The 17,640-nt window shown below is 62.4% G+C and carries 16 protein-coding genes and 1 other RNA gene; 15 read left to right on the top strand and 2 right to left on the bottom strand.

Annotated elements, in window-relative coordinates; all coding sequences use genetic code 11:
• Window positions 1–29: 29 nt before the first annotated feature.
• Window positions 30–656: a tetratricopeptide repeat protein gene (locus tag CKY51_RS05700; RefSeq protein ID WP_022972617.1), complete on the bottom strand. Its 627-nt coding sequence runs from the start codon at window positions 654–656 to the stop codon at window positions 30–32.
• 114 nt (window positions 657–770) lie between these two features.
• Between CKY51_RS05700 and tssJ the strand changes: the two genes are divergently transcribed.
• From tssJ to CKY51_RS05765, 14 genes are all read left to right on the top strand, one after another.
• Window positions 771–1,505: a type VI secretion system lipoprotein TssJ gene (gene tssJ, locus CKY51_RS05705; protein ID WP_244952515.1), complete on the top strand. Its 735-nt coding sequence runs from the start codon at window positions 771–773 to the stop codon at window positions 1,503–1,505.
• A gap of 148 nt (window positions 1,506–1,653) precedes the next feature.
• Window positions 1,654–2,985, top strand: coding sequence for a type VI secretion system baseplate subunit TssK (gene tssK, locus CKY51_RS05710; protein WP_022972615.1), 1,332 nt, complete (start codon window positions 1,654–1,656; stop codon window positions 2,983–2,985).
• Window positions 2,985–3,773: a type IVB secretion system protein IcmH/DotU gene (gene icmH, locus CKY51_RS05715; RefSeq protein ID WP_022972614.1), complete on the top strand. Its 789-nt coding sequence runs from the start codon at window positions 2,985–2,987 to the stop codon at window positions 3,771–3,773. Before tssK ends, icmH begins: the two co-directional genes overlap by 1 nt.
• Before the next feature lie 10 nt (window positions 3,774–3,783).
• On the top strand, window positions 3,784–6,309 hold the full coding sequence (locus CKY51_RS05720; RefSeq protein ID WP_022972613.1) for a type VI secretion system Vgr family protein: 2,526 nt from the start codon (window positions 3,784–3,786) through the stop codon (window positions 6,307–6,309).
• 18 nt (window positions 6,310–6,327) lie between these two features.
• The gene (locus CKY51_RS05725) at window positions 6,328–9,237 is read left to right on the top strand and encodes a calcium-binding protein (protein WP_152248985.1); all 2,910 of its coding nucleotides are present in this window, start codon (window positions 6,328–6,330) and stop codon (window positions 9,235–9,237) included.
• A gap of 8 nt (window positions 9,238–9,245) precedes the next feature.
• Window positions 9,246–10,175 (top strand): hypothetical protein, encoded by a 930-nt coding sequence (locus CKY51_RS05730; protein WP_152248986.1) that lies wholly within the window; start codon window positions 9,246–9,248, stop codon window positions 10,173–10,175.
• A 152-nt stretch (window positions 10,176–10,327) separates the two neighbouring features.
• On the top strand, window positions 10,328–10,492 hold the full coding sequence (locus CKY51_RS22375) for a hypothetical protein (protein ID WP_170292294.1): 165 nt from the start codon (window positions 10,328–10,330) through the stop codon (window positions 10,490–10,492).
• Window positions 10,493–10,519: 27 nt separating this feature from the next.
• Complete coding sequence (locus CKY51_RS05735; protein ID WP_170292295.1) at window positions 10,520–11,080, top strand: hypothetical protein; 561 nt, start codon at window positions 10,520–10,522, stop codon at window positions 11,078–11,080.
• A gap of 56 nt (window positions 11,081–11,136) precedes the next feature.
• Window positions 11,137–11,832, top strand: a complete 696-nt coding sequence (locus tag CKY51_RS05740; RefSeq protein ID WP_152248988.1) for a hypothetical protein — start codon at window positions 11,137–11,139, stop codon at window positions 11,830–11,832.
• Window positions 11,833–11,974: 142 nt separating this feature from the next.
• Window positions 11,975–12,385: a hypothetical protein gene (locus CKY51_RS05745; RefSeq protein ID WP_152248989.1), complete on the top strand. Its 411-nt coding sequence runs from the start codon at window positions 11,975–11,977 to the stop codon at window positions 12,383–12,385.
• Between the two features lie 165 nt (window positions 12,386–12,550).
• Complete coding sequence (locus CKY51_RS05750) at window positions 12,551–13,228, top strand: hypothetical protein (RefSeq protein ID WP_152248990.1); 678 nt, start codon at window positions 12,551–12,553, stop codon at window positions 13,226–13,228.
• 61 nt (window positions 13,229–13,289) lie between these two features.
• A non-coding RNA gene (locus CKY51_RS05755) (sX9 sRNA) lies at window positions 13,290–13,365 on the top strand.
• A 284-nt stretch (window positions 13,366–13,649) separates the two neighbouring features.
• A complete protein-coding gene (locus tag CKY51_RS05760) occupies window positions 13,650–14,513 on the top strand; it encodes an SH3-like domain-containing protein (RefSeq protein ID WP_152248991.1) in 864 nt (287 codons plus the stop codon).
• Window positions 14,514–14,840: 327 nt separating this feature from the next.
• A complete protein-coding gene (locus CKY51_RS05765) occupies window positions 14,841–15,269 on the top strand; it encodes a hypothetical protein (protein ID WP_022974758.1) in 429 nt (142 codons plus the stop codon).
• Window positions 15,270–15,645: 376 nt separating this feature from the next.
• On the opposite strand, the gene CKY51_RS05770 is transcribed toward CKY51_RS05765, so the two are convergent.
• Window positions 15,646–17,145, bottom strand: a complete 1,500-nt coding sequence (locus CKY51_RS05770; RefSeq protein WP_152248992.1) for an NADP-dependent isocitrate dehydrogenase — start codon at window positions 17,143–17,145, stop codon at window positions 15,646–15,648.
• Between the two features lie 70 nt (window positions 17,146–17,215).
• Between CKY51_RS05770 and CKY51_RS05775 the strand changes: the two genes are divergently transcribed.
• A complete protein-coding gene (locus tag CKY51_RS05775; protein ID WP_202902295.1) occupies window positions 17,216–17,533 on the top strand; it encodes a winged helix-turn-helix domain-containing protein in 318 nt (105 codons plus the stop codon).
• The last annotated feature ends 107 nt before the right edge of the window (window positions 17,534–17,640 follow it).

Below are 17,640 nucleotides of genomic sequence, written 5' to 3' on the forward strand. Positions count from 1 at the left end.
ACTATGGGGGAACCGAATCCGTGTGCGGATCAGTTGCCGCCCAGGTTCTTGAACGGGTCGGAACCGGCATCGTCGGAGGACGAACGCGGCGTGGTGGTGCCGGCGGGCGCAGCGCTGCTGGCCGGAGCGGCGGCGCCGCGACGGGTGGTCGGACGCTTGACCGGCTTCTTGGGCTTTTCCGGCGCCAGGATCGCGTCGCCCATGGTGGCGCGCAGCGTGGCAGCCAGGGTCTCGGCTTCCTTGCGGGCGGTATCGGAGGCGAGCGCGCCACGGCCCTGCAGGCGCTGCAGCGACTGGTTGGCGATGCGGAAACCCGCCACCGTCATCACGCCGTCAGCGACGATGTCGTCGGGATCGCGTTGCAGCACTTCCTCGGCAGCCACGATGGCGCGGGCGTAGTTATTGCGATCGAACTGCAACTGCGCAATGCGCACCCACGGTTCCTTCTTGGTCGGATCGGCGCGTGCGGCGTCTTCGAAGGTCTTGATGGCAGTATCGGCCCCCACGGTACCCACCTGCGATTCGGCCCTGGCCATGGTCGCGTCGAACGACGGCGGCGGTGCCTTCTTCGGTGCGCTGGCGCAACCGGCAAGAGCAGACAACAGAACCAGCGCCAGCACCGGCCGTGCAGCGGCCATCCCCTTGATCACCTTCATAAAACTCCCTCGACAAAAAATCCTAAAGGTAAGCACCGATCCGGCCGCTATGGATGCAAAGATCGGTAAGCAGTTGTGCCCTCAAGTGTACACACGCAAGTATCCAGCGGTATAGTGCAGCGCCGCGCCACGCGTCAAGGAAGTCCGATCCTGGTGCACCCCGGACATTGCTGTCCGAAAGCGCTGCGATTGCGACTGGCGCCCACCTCGCCATGGTCAGCAATGAATAAACAGGCTCGCTTCGTTATCCCGACCGCCCGCTGGCTGGTTACCCTCTCGATAATTGCGATCACCGTCACACTGTCAGGCTGTGCCAGTGGTGGACTGGGCAAAGCCGTCGACAAAACTCTACAGGCAGTGGGTGTGAAGGACGCGACACCAGACGCGCCGCCGGTCATCCCGCTCCGGCTGTTCGCCGGCACCAACCTCAACGCCGGCAACGACGGTCGCGCCTCGGCAGCGGTCCTGAAGATCTACCACCTGCGCAGCGCGCAGCGGTTCGAACAGGCCGCCTTCAATTCCTTCCTCGATTCGGCCGGCGAGCAGGCCGCGCTGGGCGCCGACCTGCTGTCAGTCAACGAGATCGTGCTGATGCCCGGCAACAAGCAGTCGCTGGACGAACAGCTGTCCGAGGGGACCGCGGTGATCGGCGTGGTCGCCCTGTTCCGTGCACCGGCCGAGGGCCGCTGGCGGCTCGCCTTCGACGCCAAGCGCAAGAACCTGTCCCGCGATGGCATCACGGTGGGCATTCACGGCTGTGCGTTGACCACCGACAGTGCGGCCTTGCTCACCAAGATTTCCGGCGATCCTGGCAGTCTGGCGTCGGTGCGCTGCGCGGCGACGCGCTGACACCGACTCACGAGCGGCTGCGTTAGTATTCGGGCAGCGTGTCTGTCCTGGCCGCCGGCGATGCCCGCGGCCTTGTCGCCTTCTTCACCGGCTTTTGCAGGTGTCCTAGAACTTCTTCAAGGATCGAACCGTGTCTCATGTCAGCAGGATGTCCAAGGTGCTCTGGGGAGAGGGGCTGTTCCTCCGACCGCAGCATTTCCAGCGTCAGGACGCCTATCACGAAGCGCGCCTGCAGGATCTCGCCCAGACCCTGCATCCGTATGCCTGGGGATGTCGGCGGGTCCGCTTCGACCCGCAGGCGCTCAACGGCGGCACGCTACGCCCGCTGGATCTATCGGCAGTCTTCGCCGATGGCGAGTCCTACGACGCACCGGCGCACGATCCCTTGCCCGATGCGCTGTCGCTGAAGGACCTGCCGGCCGGCATCCAGGCCACCCATATCCATCTCGCGCTGCCGCTGCTGCGCGATGACGGCGACAACGTCGGCGATGGCGAGTCGCAGCTGGCGCGCTATCGCCAGGTCAATCATCCGACCAACGACTTGTTCACCGATGCGGCCGAGGCAGAGATGGCCTATCTCGGCAAGGCCGTGAAACTGCTGACCGACGATCAGCCGCGCGACGCCTACGTCAGCATGCCGATCGCACGCGTGCGCCGCACCGCCACCGGCGGTTTCGAGCTGGATGAGGACTTCATCCCGCCGTGCGCGCAGGTGGAAGCGTCGCAGGCACTGCATCGCAATCTGCGCGGCCTGCTGGATTCGCTGCAGGCCAAGGTCGATGCGCTCTACGGCCTGCATCGCCAGCCGTCGCAGAACATCATCGAATTCCGCTCCGGCGACATCGCCTCGTTCTGGCTGCTGCACACCATCAACGGCTCGTTCGGCGCGCTCTCGCATCTGTTCCATCATCCGCAACTGCACCCCGAGCGCCTGCATCAGGAGTTGCTGCGGATGGCCGGTGCGCTGTTGACGTTCTCCAATGCGTTCCAGCTCAATGACCTGCCACGCTATCAGCACAAGGCGCCGGAAGCCGGCTTCCAGCGCCTGTTCGAAATCGTACGCACGCTGCTCGATACGGTGATCTCGGCGCGCTACTTCAAGATCGCCTTGTCCGAGGTCAAGCCGTCGTTCCACCTGGGCCGGATCGATTCCCAGCGTATCGACGACAACGCCTCGTTCTACCTCGGCGTGTCGGCCGATATGCCGGCGCAGGAACTGGTGCAGACCGTGCCGGTGCGGTTCAAGGTCGGCGCGCCGGACGACGTGGAAAAATGCGTGCTGTCGGCCTTGCCCGGCGTCAAGCTCAGTCACGCCGCCCAGGTTCCCGCTGCCATTCCGGTGCGCCCGGGCAGCTACTACTTCGAAGTGGATGCGCGTGGCGCGCTGTACGAGCGCATGCTCAAGACGCAATCGATGATGATCTACGTGCCGGCCGGCATCAATGATCTGAAGATGGAACTGATCGCGGTGACCTCATGATGAACTCCAACCTGCCTCCGACCCCGGGCCCGATGCCGTCGCTGACCTCTGCAGGCCCGGTCGCCCTGCCCTCGCAGACCACCACCCCGCAGAGCCTGCAGGACCTGATGGCCGACGGGTTTTACCTGTTGCTGCTGCTCAAGCGCGGCCAGGTGCCATCCGATGGCGAATCCTTCGTGCAGTCCGTGCAGAAGTTCCTCGATGGCGTGGAGCGTGGCGCGATCAAGATGGGGATCGCCTCGGAAGACGTCTATGCCGCCAAGTACGCGTTCTGCGCGGCCGTCGACGAAGCCATCCTCTCGCAGCCGTCGCCGCTGCACGAGGCCTGGGAACGCAACCCGCTGCAGCTGCGCTTGTTCGGCGAGCACCTGGCAGGCGAGCACTTCTTCGATCGGCTGGAAGACCTGCGCCGCCAGGGCGCGCCGCGGCTGCCGTCGCTGGAGGTCTACCACTACTGCCTGTTGCTCGGCTTCGAAGGCAAGTACCGGCTGGAAGGCCCGGAAAAGCTCGGCTATCTGACCGCGCGCCTGGGCGACGAGATCATTTATCTCAAGGGCAAGCGCAACGGCTTCGCGCCGCATGCCTTGCCGCCGGACCACATCCGCCACGGCCTGCGCCGGGTCGTCCCGCTGTGGCTGCCGGCAGCCCTGGTGGCCGGTTTTGGCGTGTTGGGTTTCTTCGGCCTGCGTTTCTATCTGGATCACCAGACCGAAACCCGCATGGCCGCGTACAACGACATCGTGCAGATGCCGCAGCGTACTGCACACATCACGATCACTCTGCCGTGAGGCATTCGATATGGACATCGTCAGCTCGGTCGCTGCACAGCTAGCGACCCTTGCGCTTCCCTCCCAGCAGGCGCGCCTGATTCAACTGCAAGCCCCCATGGACGGTTGGGTCGTCGAACGCTTCACCGGTACCGAAGCCGTCTGTGCCGGCTTCCGCTTCGAGATCGACTGCCTGTCCACGCGCAATGACGTGGACCTGGACGGTTTGCTCGAGCAGCCGCTGACCTTGCAGCTGCGCCAGGCCGACGGCGCGATGCGGCGCTGGCATGGGCTGTGTACCGCAGTGGCTGCGCTCGGCGGCGATGGCGGTCTGGTGCGGTATCGCCTGACCTTGGAGCCGTGGACGGCGTTGCTGGCCCTGCGCCGCAATGCGGTGATCTTCCAGGACCTGGACACGCGGGCGATCTGCGAGCGGCTGTTTGCGGCGTATCCGCAGGCGGTGTTCCGCTTCGACGTGCAGCAGACCCTGCCCGCACGCGCGATCACCACCCAGTACCGCGAGAGCGACTGGGACTTCGTCACCCGCCTGCTGGCCGATGCCGGCCTGGCCTGGTGCGTGGAGCAGGCCGACGGCGAGCAGGAGGCCGCCCACACGCTGGTGGTGTTCGACCCGCAGGCGCAGCGCCCGGACGGCGGCACGCTGCGCTTCCACCGCGCCGACATCACCGAAGCCACCGATACCATCACCGCCTTCGGTGCGCAGCAACGCATCACCCCGACCACTGCCAGTGCCACCAGCTGGCACAGCGAGCAACTCACCGCCGTCAGTGGCCAGGCCAGCGCCGAGGCCGGTGAGCTGCCGCCGCTGGAGGTCTATGTGCAGCCGCGCGCCGGGCGCTTTGCGCAAGGCGCCTGGGCACAGGACGCGGCGCAAGCACGGCTGGATGCGCTACGCGTGCCGGCCATGCTGCATGCCGGCAGCGGCAGCGTACGCACCTTGGCCGCCGGCCAGAGCTTCACGCTGAGCCAGCACCCGCAGTACGGCGAGCAGCGCTTCACCGTGCTGGCGCTGGAGCACAGCGCACGCAATAACTTCGACACCGGCATCGCGCAGTTGCTGGGCGCCGATGGCAGCGAGCGCGGTGGCTACCGCAATCGCTTCGTCGCTGCCCCTGCCGCCACCCCACTGCGCGCCCTGCCGCAGGATCGCCCGCAGGTGCACGGCCCGCAGACCGCGCGCGTGGTCGGCCTGTCCGACGCGGCAGTCACGCCCAACCGCGACCATCAGGTGCGCGTGCAGTTCGCCTGGCAGCGCGGCAGCGCGCCCAATCCCGGCGGCCTGAGCGCCGACGACGGCCACGCCCCGGGCGACCAACGCAGCGGCAGCTGGGTGCCGGTGGCCGAGTGGGTGGCCGGCCCCAATTGGGGCACGCACTTCTTGCCACGCATCGGCGCCGAAGTGCTGGTGGAGTTCCTGCACGGGGACATCGACCAGCCACGGGTGACCGGGCAGCTGTACAACGGCGAGGTGGCCCCACCCTTCGGCGGCGGGCTGCAGGCCGAGCAGAGCAATCATCCCGGCACGCTCAGTGGCCTGCACACCCAGGCGCACGATGGCAGCGGCACGCAACAGTGGCTGGTAGACGACACGCCGGGGCAACTGCGCACGCGCCTGCACACCAGCCTGGCCGATAGCGCGCTGCAACTGGGGTATCTGCTGCAAGGCGGCGGCGCCAGCCGCGGCGCCTTGTACGGCCAGGGCTTCGCGCTGGCCACGCAAGGCTGGGGCAACGTGCATGCGGCGCAGGGGCTGTTGTTGTCGACCACGGCCCGCGCCCAGGGCGCCTCGACCCAACTGGATGTCGCCGAGGCGGTGAGCCAGCTCAAGGGCGCCGAACGCACCGCCGATGCCTTGCACGACACCTTGCAGGCGCAACAGGTGCCGGGGCTGGAGGCACGCACAAGCGTCAGCGCGCTGCACCAGGCGATCGACCCGCAGGCGCAGGGCAAGTACAGCGGCAGCGTCGGCGGCCAGCCGGCGACCAAGCCCACGGCCGGCAGCCGCCAGGGCCAGGACCCGGTGGAGCGCTTCGCCGATGCGCGGCTGCTGGCCGAGTCGCCAGACCACCTGGCCTGGACCACGCCCAACAGCGCGGTGAGCTATGCCGGGCAACAGCTGCAGCTGACCGCGCAGGACGACCTGCATGCTACCGCCGGCCAGACCCTCTCGGCCGCGGTCGGCCAGCACGCCGCGCTGTTTGCGCAGGCCGGCCCGCTCAAGGCGATCGCCGCCGCCGGCCCGGTCAGCCTGCAGGCGCACAGCGGCCCGCTGGACATCCTGGCCGACCAGGCGGTGACGGTCACCGCCACCGACACCCGCATCGACGTGCTGGCCCAGCAGAAGATCGTGCTGCAGGCCGGCCAGACCGCCATCACCCTGGAAGGCGGCAACATCACCTTCGCCTGCCCGGGCACGTTTACGGTCAAGGCGGGGCAGCATCCGTTTATGGGCGGGGAAAGCGCCACGCCCAGCTTCTCGCTGCCCGATGGCCTGGTCCATCTGGAACCGGAGCGGATGTTGGATTTCTCGGGCTAATGACAAGGACGGCATCCCATGGCTGACAACGACACCAAGAAGAAGACACCGGCGAAGATCGGCAAGCTGGTCTATCCGTTCCAGAAGGCGGCCGAGGCGGGAAAATCCGGCGCCAAGCCGACCGAGATCGACGATCCGCAGGTGTACTTCAGCGCACTGTCCAACGCGCAGGACGGCTTCTATCCGATCGGTGCCAACGGCCAATGGCACGGTGGCATCCACTTCGATGCACAGACCGGCACTGCGCTGGCGCAGGCCGAGGGCGTGCGCTGCATCGGCGATGGCGAAGTGGTCGCCTACCAGGTCGAGTCCAAGTATGCAGAGGTGGAGTACGGCACCGGCAAGGCCGCCTACTCGCGCGGCTTCGTGCTGGTGCGCCACCGCCTGGAGTTGCCGCCTGCACCCAAGACCACGGCCACGCCGGGCAACACCCCAGCGCCTGCGGGCGGCACGCCAGCTGCCGCCCCCGCGACCACGCAACCGGCCAGCAGTCCTGCGGCCAGCAAGAGCGAGCCGACTCCCGCCAAAACCGAAGAACCCTCGCTGATCTTCTACAGCGCCTACCTGCACCTGCTGGATTGGGCGGGCTACCAGGCGCTGGACAAGAACAAGCCGCGGCCGGCGTACTGGGGCAAGGCCACCTATGCGGTGGGCGACAAGGCCAAGGACCAGGACCGCACCAAGAACCCCTTCATCCCCGAAGGCGGGGTGGGCTTGAACCTGCGCAATGCCAAGGGCGATGCGGCCGGCTATGCCGCCCGCGGCGCCAAGCTGGAACTGGGCGAGGAAAACCCGAAGAAGAAGGGCTACTTCGCCATCAAGCGGGTGGTCAGCGGCACCGTCGTCCCGGCCGAGGCCACGGGGCTGTTCGCCTACAAGAAGGAACTGACCGAAGCCGGCAGCGAGCCCGCCGCCAAGGACCAGGTCTATGTGCTGCCGGAACCGGTCAAGATCAGCGCCGGCGCGCTGATCGGCTACCTGGGCACCTACCAGCGCTACATCGACACCAGCCCGCTGGCCGACAAGACCCTACGGCCACTGGTGCAGGTGGATGTCTTCACCGCCGAGGACATCAAGGCCTTCATGAGCAAGAGCCGCGAGCGCGCCAAGTTGCTCGATGCCAAGCAACGCACGCTGCTCAAGGTGGACGTGGGTGCCAAGCTAGCGACGCCGACGCAGCCCGACCAGCAGATCGACGCCAGCGACACGCTGACGCCGGCAGGCGGCAAGGGCGCCGGCAAGTGGGTCCAGGCCAAACGCACGTCCAGCGGGGCCACCGTGTGGGTGGAAAAGGCGCAGCTCAACACCAGCGGCGCCACCACCGGGCGCGCGCTGGCGGCCTGGAGCCAGTTCCCGCTGAACGTCGGACAAGGCGACGGTCCCGGCGCCGGCTTCATCCGCGTGGCGGCCATCAAGCACCTCAAAAACAGCGCGACCGATGCCAATGGCGTGCGCTGGTGGGAGATCGACGTCGGCCAGACCGACGGCAGCTCGAAGATGGGCTGGGCCTGCGAGAAGGACCACCCGAAGGTCACGCTGTGCTCGCCGTGGGACTGGCCGGGCTTTGAGTACGTCGAAGCCGACACCACCACACCGGAAGTGCTGTATGCCCGCCATGTGGTCACGACCAAACAAGCCCGCCCGGACGAACAGGCCGCACTGCAGGCCAAGGCCGCCGAAGCGGACGGCGGCCCGCTGTTCTCGCGCGTCTGCGACGTGATCGACCTGGATCACGACCGCAAGCTCACCACGGACGAACTCCGCAAGGCCCTGCGGCAACCGTGGCTAGCCGAGGCGATTTCCCGCCTGGTGATCCATCACACCAGTGAATGGGGCACCCCGAAAGAACAGTGGGATGCCATCGACAAGGACATCCCCGAACCGCGCAAGGCCGACTGGGAGAAGGAGAAGCAGCGCATCCAGTCACTGCAGTGGTGGAAGGATGTGGCTGGGCCGGCGAAGCTGCCGGCAGATGCGAAGGTTTATTACTTTCATCCGATTGGGTTGATTAGTAATTTCACCGCCCAAGGAGATTGCAAATGCGGATCATGCATGGGCAAGATATTCTCCAGATATAAGTGGACTCGCAAGCGACAAAACTTTCCAGATAAGATTTACTATGGCCCAGTGTACGCAGGCAAGAAGAAGCTTAATTCTTTTACTGGCTGGGAATCACTTATCAATGAAGGAAAAGCCACCGAAGATGAAAAGGCTGTCGTCATCGCGATGTCTTCAAATGAGGGAGCGATGGATGCAGTCCAAGCCTGGGACTGGCAAACATTGAGCGCTGGCGCCATGCAGAAAACCGTGACGCCAGAAGGTTATGGCGAATTACCACAGCAAATTAGCGAATTCAAAAAGGAAAACCCTGCGCTATTCGATGAAATCTTCGGCGACTGCGGGTGGTCAATTAAAGAAGAAACCGGTGGAGCGAGGATTTACTACTCCTCGGAAGCGACAAATAATTCTGAGATTACTGGCGAGAAGCTATACGATTTCATAAAAGAAGGATTCCAACTTGAAGATTCCGGATTTCCAAAGGAGTCTAAGCCGCTGGCAGCCATTTCTGCCGCAATGATCCATGAAGAATATCAAAAGAAACAAGTTGCAGACTTCATCGGAAGGATGAGGTCTGCACTCCTAAAAAAGCCCAGAGGCTATCCGTATGCGGCTAATGAATATTTTCAAAGCCGCCTCGGCAGAGCACTGGTATTAGACCACGATGTAAACGCCCCAGGAAATGTAGTCCGCGACATCGGAAAATCTCTGGATAAGCTTAAAGCCAATCATCCAGGCTTGCAAAATAACCCAGCCCTTTGGGGGGCTAACCGTTCAACTTATGAGCAAGAGCTAATCGAAATTTACGGGCCATCTAGAAACATGAATAGTCCGGCCGAGCGATATGAGCATCTACGCGGATTACTATAGGATTTAAGATGAAAACCGGCATCTTAGCCATAGCGCTGTTGAGTCTAGTCGCCGCTGATGCGGCGACATCTAACTCTCGGCAGGGTGAGCTTGTCTATTCCGACGAAAGCCATGGTATATTCAGATCCCTAGCATATAAAAATCCTGGCGGCGCAAAAGTCAAGATCTTTTCCGACGGGTTTGATTTCTCCTACGACAAGGCTGACGACACCACCAACACGTCGCCCGGGAAAACCTACTCCGTCGTTCAGTTTAGCGAGAGTGGAGAGCTGACCGGAGAGCAAGGAACCAGTACTTCCGAGTCACTTTATTATTGCGCGTTTGTCAGATTGGCAGATGGATGCGTGATCAATGTATCTGAAGGGCAAATCTGTGGCGGAGCATGGGGCGCCGATGAACGTTGGCACATCACGCCGGACGGCCCGCCAGCTAAGATCGACAACGCCCCCCCTCAAGCAGAGAAGGTGTACAAAAGTTATGTCTCCGGGTTAAAGGACGGGACCACCATCACCAAACCGCGAATCCTTGCTTATCTGCAGGTCGGAACAACGGTAGAAAATTTGCTTGTCTGCGACCCCCCAAACAAAGCAAACAAAAATATCTACCAGCAGCTGATTACTGAACTAAAGAGAGACAGGGATGAGGCCAACGCAGTGAAAATTCAAAAGGCCCTGGCATCCTCAAGGGACGACAATGCAGCAACCGAAACTAAAAGCGCCACTTGGACAGAACACACAGTAACTGTTAACAAGGCTGAACTTTATGCATCTCCCAATTCCTCAGCAGTAACGAAGGCTTACTTGGTGAGGGGGGACGTTGTCTCAGTGCAGCCGCCGCAGGCAAATGGTTTCATGCAATCACGCTACACACTCAAGTCAGGCAAAATTTTGGAGCGCTGGATACGCTGCGAAAGTATCAACTACTGCGGCCCCAAGTGACTACTCATTCGTAAGCGTCCGTCCACCTCGCCTGGCCTTTGCGCTGGCTACGGCTTCCGCAGCGGCAGCAGGGTGTCGATATCGCGGTCCAGGGTGGTGGGTCGCCTGGCCAGGGTGTCAGTGAACCAGGCGTGGGGGCGTGGCCATTGGCCTTGGCGAATTCTCCGGGCGATGCGGCCGGCTATGCCGCCCGCGGCGCAAAGCTGGAGCTGGGCGAGGAAAACCCGAAGAAGAAGGGCTACTTCGCCATCAAGCGGGTGGTCAGCGGCACTTATCGAAGACTACTTGAAATCTGGCAGGTAACATTCCACCCTTAGTCGACGCCGCTTGAGATGTTCCGTGCCATGTCAGCCATGCATCCAAGTCAAAAAGCGGCTCGCACCAGTCGCACCAAAGCAACCCCCTGGTTATTCCTGCTTTTTTTATTTTGCAGCCTGCATGCAGGCGCCATGCAGCAATCAGAGACATTCACGCCAGAGACGTTGAGCCGAGCAATGTCACTAGATTCCCACGGATACCGCTTCGAGATCGTCAGGGACGAGGAGACGACGTCTCTTTTGGCAAAATCGCCGGCAGGCAAAGAACAATCTGTAGCGCTAGGCCCGGCAGGCTTCTCAAACATCGAACGACTCTTTTATGTGGAAAGCCATGGCTGCGGGTCGGCGTCGATCGATGTCGTCCTTCAGTTAGGGCCGGAAGCCAACGACGACATTCTTCGCAGGAGCTACTATCGCGTCATGTTTTCCAGAGATCTGAGCTCGGTCGTTTCAGCGTTTTTTGATCCCAGCGTGGATGCCGCGAATGCTGTTCTGCCGATTCAGACCGTCAAGGACATCGTCAGCAGTGAACACAAGGAATTTATTGCATGCGACGGCTCCGCGCCCGTGGTCAAACACACGCGATGACTCATGCCGCGTCCTTCACGCCGTTAGAAGACGGCTACCCTGGCGCTGGAATCGAAATGAAAGCATTCACCTTAACCGGCGCATTACTCATGAGCTCGGTCACCGGCGCAGCCGTTGCCGCCCTCCCCCACGGTGAACTCGTTTATGCAAGCGAGCGTAGTGGCACGCCCACATCACTCGCTTTTAAACGACCTGACGGGGCAAAGATCGCAATCTTTGAGCAGGGCTTTGATTTCTCCTACGACAAGGCAGACGACACCAGCAATACGTCGCGTGGAGGAGCCTACTCCGTCGTTCAATTCAGCGAAAACGGCGAACTGACTGGAGGGCAAGGAACCAGCGGTACCGAGTCACTCTATTACTGCGCTTTCGTCAGGATGGCCGATGGATGTGTCGTCAAGGTGTCCGAGGGGCAGATCTGCGGCGGCGCATGGGGCACCGATGGGCATTGGCACACCACGCCAGACGGGCCAGCAGCGAAGATCGACAACGATCCCCCTCACGTCTCCAAGGTCTACAAGGGCTACGCAGCCGGGTTGAAGGATGCAACCTTCGTCACCAGCCCACGGATCCTTGCCTATCTGGAATTTGGAACGACGGTGGATAATTTACTGGTCTGCGACCCACCTGGCACAACGAATACGAACACCTACCAGCAGTTGATTGCTGCGCTGAAGAGGGATAAGGATGATGTCAATGCCATCAAGATCCAGGCAGCCTTGACGACCTTCTTAGAACCCCACGAACCGTGAGCAGCGATGCCAGGCTTCGAAAGCTTCCAATTCATTTGCGTCTTATCGTCTGCGCGACGCCAGCGCCGGCAACAGCAGATACGCGCACCTTGACTGGGCCGACTCTCCCGTCGGTCGGTGTTACGAAAGTGTCGATGCCTATGTGAAGTCACAATTCCCTTGGACGACAGAGGGAGAGGGCGAGAACATCAAGGTCGTTGTTGAAGATGATGGCGGTTATCACATGCCTGCATACCTCTGGGTGATCGATACGACGCCCGAGACGAACGTCACCAGGATCCTTTTTCGACAAGAGGCATCTCGGGCCTGCGCAATCCTGTATTCCCCTCATGCCAGCGAGATTGAGCTCAGGCTCGTCGATCATGCGCTGCCGGAGACCGCAAATTCGATGGACACGCCTCCTCCCGGATTTCCCATCACAAAAGTCACCTATCGGCTGGAAAAGGCAAGCCGGACGTTCAATCCAGAAGCTTGCCAAACGCTGGACACGCTGTCCGCGCGCCCACGCAGCGTGGACTGTAGAGCGCTGCTGTTGGGGATCAGCGCTCCTTGAGCGGAGTTGCGGGAAGTCGCAGACTTGCATCCAGACCAGCGCCTGCAAACTGAGTAAATAAAAGTGATCCGGCTTCTCCTACTGACGCTTCTGGGCTTACCTCCCACACTGTCCGCGCAGCAGACGCCATGCGGACAACTGGGGCTAAGGCAAGCACGCAGCCCCGTGCATGTGCAGGCGACGATCTTTTGCTTTGCATTTAGCAAGCCCGAGGGTGGAACGGCAGCTGATCCAGACGCCATTTCGGTCTACCGTTCCTCGAAGAGCTCGAAACCCACCTTCCTTTATGAACTCCCTTACTCGGGAACCGAAAGCAGAATCGATGATGCCTTCGTCGTTCCGACGAGTGGCATGGAACGGCTGACGATCATTCATAGCAGCGACACTCCCAGCACCTTCGAGATCAGCAGCCGGCTGTACGATGTCACGGTGATCGATGTCGCAGACGGTCACGCTGCTGTCAGCGAAGCAGGCAGGAAGTTCTTCGGTATCGGCGGGGATAGCGTGAGCAGCGACGGCAAGGTCAACCATCGCTATCCCTACAAGACGCGCGACAAAGTGATTGCCGCGCTCAACTCCAAGATATTCGATTTGCCCGCCGGAGCGGGACTGGCAGCAACCGTCACCGACAAGGCATTCCTGTATCCGGAAGCAAACTCCAGGGAGTCGAGCAAGAGCTACTTGATTGCCGGAGATCGGGTGACTGTGCTGGAGGCGAGCACAGGTTGGTGCAAGATCAGGTTCAGGTCCAAGAATACTTCGATCATCAGATGGTTGGAGTGCGACCGACTGGATGCGGCTGCGGATGCGCTCCACGGGACCCGTTCGCCGGTAGCCCACTAAGAGCAACTAACAAAACTACTGCGCAGCCGCCAGGCGGGCGCGGCCGGTGCTCGGAATCCTCATGTACCACGCGTACACTGCGGTTCCTGCGCGCCGTCCGCGCCCACCTGACGGCTGCTCGCTACGTTTTGTTAGCCGCTCTTAGTGCTATCACGAACCTGGAAGGCAGCGCGGAATGCAAGCCAGACCGACGCCTATCCTTCTCTTTCACCAGCGCTGGATACCGCTCCGGACAGACCAATACCGAGCTCGCCTGTACAGCGAGACGGCCGCACCTCGGCGCGGAGGATACTGCGCCGCAACGTGTCGTTTGCCGTCGTGCAAATCGCCGAATAAGCGATTACGCTGCGACAGCGCCAGCGATGGTCATGAGGGTTGGGCGCCAACCAACATCGGTGCACATACGCGCAATCACGATTCCATGAGCATGACAGCACCAGTGGTACCAGGACGCACCATTACCGCTTTTCTTTCGGCGGCGGTGCTATGTGTATCGCTGTGGTCGGGATGCCTGGTGGCGGCCGATCTACGGCAGTCCTACGGTTACGCCGAATTCGGGCCGGGCAAGCCTTTGAATGGGACAGCGCTCTGCGCAAAGGCGCCCTTCAAGGTCACGCTGGAAGGCGATCGAATTCGACTGGCCAGCAAGGCGGGCGCGGTTACCTTGGCCGATGAGCTGGACGGTGGACAGCCGGAGGTCGTGGCGGGAGATTTCTGGGGGAATGGCAGGTGCTTCGTTGCGATCAAGGTCGCCGAGAGCGATGTCAACACGTCTTACGTCGCGTATGAGGTCAGCACGGTCGCGGCTCCGGTCAAGGTGGCCTCGCTTCCAACCTTGATCGATCCGGACTTCAAGGACGGTGTCGTAATCAGCAGTTACCGCGACGCGGCCCGCTGGCATCAGGAGGTTCTCTGTCTTGCCGCCACTGGCACACCTTACCTGTGCGAAAAACGCGACGCGCTCGACGATCGGATCGAGCGTGTCTCCCGCTGCGTTCCCGACGGAACCTGCAGTGCCGCGCGCCTGATGGATTCCGCCTCCGGTCAAGCGGTGGCGGCGAGCGTCATCGTGCCCAAGGCCGTCGTCTTCCAGCCCTCGACTGGAGAGGGCATGACCAGGCAGAGATCCTATCTCGTCCGTGGCGATCGGCTGACGCTGACCGATTTCAAGACGATCGATGGACAGCTGTACTATCGGTTCGAGTATCGGGGAAAGCAGATCACACGAGGCTGGATCGATGCGAGGACCGTGCGATATGCAACGCCATCCACTGCATCGCCTTGAGCTGAGGTCCGGCCGGGCTTGTGATTCGCAGGCGTCGCTACCACAGCAACCGTGGCGACTCGCTGCGCACGCCTGTCGCCTTGGTACGCTGCTGATCGGCGCTGTGCTTCTCGCCTACATGGCTACGAGCTGGCCGGTTGCGATGGCACAGGGGCAGGCACGGGCGTCGGCCGAGGATGCCAAACTACCGTCGGTACAGATCGATTATGGCGATCCGGTCGGCAATCGTTTCGCCGCAGCAGCCCTGGTGAGAAACGGAAGCAAGGTTCGGGTCCTCCGCAGCCCCGTAGCACTCGGCGAGACGTCGAGAAGGAATCGCCTGCACGATTGTCGCCGGATCACCGCTTCGTCTTCCTGACGCAGATTCAAGCCGGCGAACTCGAGACCGAACAAGGCACCACCTTTCGCGAGCTGGCGTATTGCAGCCTCGTCAGGACCGATAGCGGCTGCATCGTTGCGCACGAGACGGGCGAGTTTTGCGGCGGGACATTCACCGCAAATGGTGGATGGGAGAATCCGGTTTCCGGTCACGATGACCTGGATGCAAGCGCCCCAACGGCACGCGACTACATCGACGGCAAGCGCGCGCCAGGGGACGCACCGGAAGCAACGCTGGAGAACCTGTTGGCCTGCGATCTACCCAGCGCGACCAACCGGGACGCCTATCGACACATCCTGAAGGACAACACCTTCGGCCTGGACCAATCGGCACGTGCTGCGCTACGTCGACGCCTCGAAGCGCTCGCGCAACCATGAGAGGGGTGCCGACAGCGCACGAAGCGTCCGTCGCACCTGTGCTGCGTGTTGCGTGGTTTTGCCACCGTCGGGCGGATGAGCTTCCCCGCCGATCGCTAGCCGCAGCAGCGACAGCGCGATGAGCGCTTTCGACCCGGGTTGGTGCGATTCACATTCGGATGCGGATCGAATGAGGCGCCGCATGCGGACGCCGATGCTCTGCCACGCGATACATCGCAACCCGACGGAAGCGCAGGACGTCTGATCAATCCCCCGTTATTCCAGGCCTCGGCCGCCTAAGCAGCCAACACGACATCCTTGTCGCGCTGTCTGGACGCATCGAGCGCTTAAGCGTACATCCGGAGGAAGCTCGACCGGCGAGCTTCCTTCCGCATGCTCACTCGCCTTGCGCTTGCGAGTAGCCCCGTACGCCGTCGAAGGCGTACAGGTTTTCGGTCTTCACCACGTCCCATTCGGACTCGGCCAGGCGCAGCAGCAGCGAGCAGATCTGCGTCGGTGTGGGCGCCTGCTCGCCGGTGGAAACGAACCGGCAGCGCCAATGGTCGGTGCGCGTGGTCTGCTTCAAGCCCTGCGGATAGACCTTCACTCCGCGATTGGTGATCAGGGCCAGGCGCAGGTCCGGGCCGGCGAATGCCTGCAGTTGGTTGCCCAGGACATTCGCGTCGCGCTCTGCGTGGTCCCAGTGCAGGAAGACGTCCACACCTTCCAGGGTCTTCACTCGCGGCGGCGGTGCCGATGCCTCGGCCATCTGTACCTCGGCCATCTGTACCTCGGCACTCGCTTGCTCGGGATAGTCGATTGCGGGCACATGCTGCGGCAATTGGCCGAGCCGGCCGATGACGGCGTCGGCGAATGCCTGCGTCCCGAGCTTGCGGCGGCTGTGGGTTCCGAAGATATCGACGGTGTGATCGCCTTCCTCCAGGGTGCGCAACCAGGCGTTGTGGATGGCGGTGGCCGGACCAGGGCGGCCCATGTGCACCAGCATCATCACCGCGCTGAGCAGCAGGCCCGAGGGGTTGGCCAGATCGTGACCGGCGATATCCGGCGCCGAGCCGTGGACCGCTTCGAACATGGCGCAGCCGCGGCCGATATTGGCCGAGGGCGCCAGGCCGATCGATCCGGCAACTTCAGCGGCCACGTCCGAGAGGATGTCGCCATACAGATTCGGCGTCACCACCACATCGAATCGACGCGGATCGACAGCCATCTTGGCGGTGCCGATGTCGATGATCATGTGGTCGTTTGCGATATCGGGATATTCCTTGGCGATCTCGTCGAACACCCGATGGAACAGGCCATCGGTGAGCTTCATGATGTTGTCCTTGGTCATGCAGGTGACCTTGCGACGACCATGCCGCCGTGCGTACTCGAAGGCGTAGCGCACGATGCGCTCGCAGCCGGGGCGAGAGATCAGTTTCAGGCACTGCACGACTTCATCGGTCTGCTGGTGTTCGATGCCGGCGTAGGTGTCTTCCTCGTTCTCGCGCACGATCACCACATCCATGCCCGGGTGATGGGTGGCGACGAACGGGTGGTAGGCGACGCAGGGACGCAGATTGGCGTAGAGACCGAAGGTCTTGCGCAAGGAGACGTTGACGCTCTTGTAGCCGCCGCCCTGGGGCGTGGTGATGGGGCCCTTCAAGAGGACGCCGTGTTCGGCGACGGTCTCGGTGACATGGCGATCGAAGCCGGCGGCGTGACCCGCTTGATAGGCCGCCAGTCCGACGGTAAGCGGCTTGAAGGTGAGTGCGGGGTCGGCCGCGGCCAACACCCGCATGACGGCGCGGGTAATCTCCGGCCCGATACCGTCCCCTTCGGCAACAGCAATCGTGCGAGCGGGGTAGCTGAGCGGCACCGGCTTGAGCTGAGCAGACATACGATCTCCAATACACGACATGTGTGTCGCGTATTTTGTAGCGTGCAACCCGGATGTCAATAGGCTAGGCTTGCGCCAACGCAAGTTCCGGACGAACGGTATGGCGGATTCCAATAGTTGGACGTTTTTTAGTAACCACAGCCACGTGCTGTTCTGCCTGGCGGCCGACCCCCAACAGACGCTGCGCGAAGTCGCGGGCAAGGTGGGCGTGACCGAGCGTGCGGTCCAGCGCATCGTGGCCGAACTGGAAGCGGCGGGCGTGGTCGTGCGTCGCCGCGATGGTCGGCAGAACACCTATCGGATCAATCGCAACATCGCGCTCAGGCACCCGCTCGAAGCCCATTGCCGCATCGGCGACCTGATCGACGTGGTGATCGGAGAACAGTGACCCCTCGCCATCGAGCGGTGGCGCAACGCCACACGGGCCAGACGCCAGCCGGCAGGTGGCAAAGCACAATCACTGATCGCCCCGTAGAACTCGCCGCATTGCGCGGC

This window comes from Xanthomonas maliensis, assembly GCF_009192945.1.
In the GTDB taxonomy this organism is placed as follows: Bacteria; Pseudomonadota; Gammaproteobacteria; order Xanthomonadales; family Xanthomonadaceae; genus Xanthomonas; species Xanthomonas maliensis.

Bases quoted from the DNA above. Each gene is read 5' to 3' on its own strand.
- CKY51_RS05725 (WP_152248985.1), top strand. From the start codon at position 6,328: ATGGCTGACAACGACACCAAGAAGAAGACACCGGCGAAGATCGGCAAG.
- CKY51_RS05720 (WP_022972613.1), top strand. From the start codon at position 3,784: ATGGACATCGTCAGCTCGGTCGCTGCACAGCTAGCGACCCTTGCGCTT.
- CKY51_RS05740 (WP_152248988.1), top strand. From the start codon at position 11,137: ATGAAAGCATTCACCTTAACCGGCGCATTACTCATGAGCTCGGTCACC.
- CKY51_RS05735 (WP_170292295.1), top strand. From the start codon at position 10,520: ATGTCAGCCATGCATCCAAGTCAAAAAGCGGCTCGCACCAGTCGCACC.
- icmH (WP_022972614.1), top strand. From the start codon at position 2,985: ATGAACTCCAACCTGCCTCCGACCCCGGGCCCGATGCCGTCGCTGACC.
- CKY51_RS05730 (WP_152248986.1), top strand. From the start codon at position 9,246: ATGAAAACCGGCATCTTAGCCATAGCGCTGTTGAGTCTAGTCGCCGCT.
- CKY51_RS05770 (WP_152248992.1), bottom strand. From the start codon at position 17,145: ATGTCTGCTCAGCTCAAGCCGGTGCCGCTCAGCTACCCCGCTCGCACG.
- CKY51_RS05700 (WP_022972617.1), bottom strand. From the start codon at position 656: ATGAAGGTGATCAAGGGGATGGCCGCTGCACGGCCGGTGCTGGCGCTG.
- tssK (WP_022972615.1), top strand. From the start codon at position 1,654: ATGTCCAAGGTGCTCTGGGGAGAGGGGCTGTTCCTCCGACCGCAGCAT.
- CKY51_RS05760 (WP_152248991.1), top strand. From the start codon at position 13,650: ATGAGCATGACAGCACCAGTGGTACCAGGACGCACCATTACCGCTTTT.